Source organism: Metabacillus sp. YM-086 (genome assembly GCF_048059995.1).
Taxonomy (GTDB): domain Bacteria; phylum Bacillota; class Bacilli; order Bacillales; family Bacillaceae; genus Metabacillus; species Metabacillus litoralis_B.
In genome coordinates, this window is sequence record NZ_JBLUOI010000013.1 from 94,238 (window position 1) to 95,687 (window position 1,450).

The window sequence follows — 1,450 nt, forward strand, 5'->3', positions numbered from 1 at the left end:
CGTTCATTCACCTTATGAACGACTTTCCTCCGAAAAAACCACTCACTTTTGTCGTTCATCCACCTTATGAACGACATTCCTCCGGAGAACCGTTCATATTTGTCCCTCATGTACAGCCATAAACAACTTCCCTCGTCAAACCCGCTTATTCCCCTTCATCACTTTACCCAGTTCCACTTTCTTTTTCTTCATAATTCTCACAACTGAATCCTTAGGACTAAGCTTACGATAGGTGATGTTTGAGATGTCTAGTCCATGTCCAAGTGTTGCATAAACATGACCTTGTTTTGGGTCGATTAGTTGATTGCCTTCAAAGTAAACTCGTGGCGTTTTCCACAGAGCTACTAAAGCTTTTCCAAAAGGCATTTCATGATAGCGGTCAGGCCACATGCTTTTGATATGTTCTTTTACTAATGGATAATATTTTGAGCTCATGCCGGGAAAAAGATGATGCTCTGTATGGTAAGAAAAGTTAAAATGCAGAACATCCACCCATTTAGGGACAGTTACTGTTAGGCTATTTGCTAATGGATCATTTACTTCTGTTATTGGATTTAAACGGTGATTTGTTGAGATATAGCCCATTACAATGGCATTTGCAATTAGCAACGGTAACAAAAACGCAAAAAACCACTTAACTGGCCCCATAATAAAAAGTAATGAAAACCAGAAAATCCATGGCAATATAAGCTGCATCCATACGGAGCGCTTTTGCTTTGGTTTGAATTCCTTTATGTAGGCAACGAACATTTTTGTTGAATGAAGGGAAAACATAACTGTTAAAGATGCAAAGCTAGCAAAGGCTCGCACACCATGTGGCAGACGATAAATCCAACGTAAAAATTTAGTTTTCGATAAACGCTCTAATGTTGGCCAAGAATCAGGATCATGTTCTTCATGTTGAGTATGAACATGGTGTGTTAGGTTATGCCACTTTCTCCACAGTTTTGGTCCAGTGCTTAGCGGCCAAAAGGCAATCGCCCCCAGTAAGTCACGAAGCCAAGGCTTTCTTACTACAGTTCCATGGAGAATTTCATGTCCAAGAAAACCCATTGCCGCAAAGCTTGCTCCAAGCACAAAAGCAATTCCCAAATAGAGAAACGGATGTAATTGGAATAAGCCAATTGTAAGAAAGCCAGCTATCACAATTAATAAATATGCTAGTCCTCCCCAAAGGCGTCCAGGCACAGGCTTAAAGGCCTTTTTCGGTAATTTTGGTGCAATACGTGCTGCATACCATGCAAAAGAATGTAGCTTATCCATTTTCCTACTCCTTCCTAAATCACTAATATCTACTAAATAGTTTGTACAATTTTTGATGATTTAGGAGTGAAATTTGGAAATTTTATCTTTGTAAATGTGTATATTTTTAAGTAGAGTAGAAAACTGATTTCAAAAGGGATAGCTTACGCTATCTCTTTCTACTTTCAGCTCCCCCTCATCAAACCGT

At 39.2% G+C, this 1,450-nt stretch carries 1 protein-coding gene; it reads right to left on the bottom strand.

The features are described 5' to 3' along the window. Positions 1-135: 135 nt before the first annotated feature. A complete protein-coding gene (locus ACEWK1_RS08400; RefSeq protein ID WP_212135319.1) occupies positions 136-1,263 on the bottom strand; it encodes a fatty acid desaturase family protein in 1,128 nt (375 codons plus the stop codon). Positions 1,264-1,450 lie beyond the last annotated feature (187 nt).

Excerpts from the sequence above, each read along its gene's own strand:
- ACEWK1_RS08400 (WP_212135319.1), bottom strand. The coding sequence starts at position 1,263 with ATGGATAAGCTACATTCTTTTGCATGGTATGCAGCACGTATTGCACCA.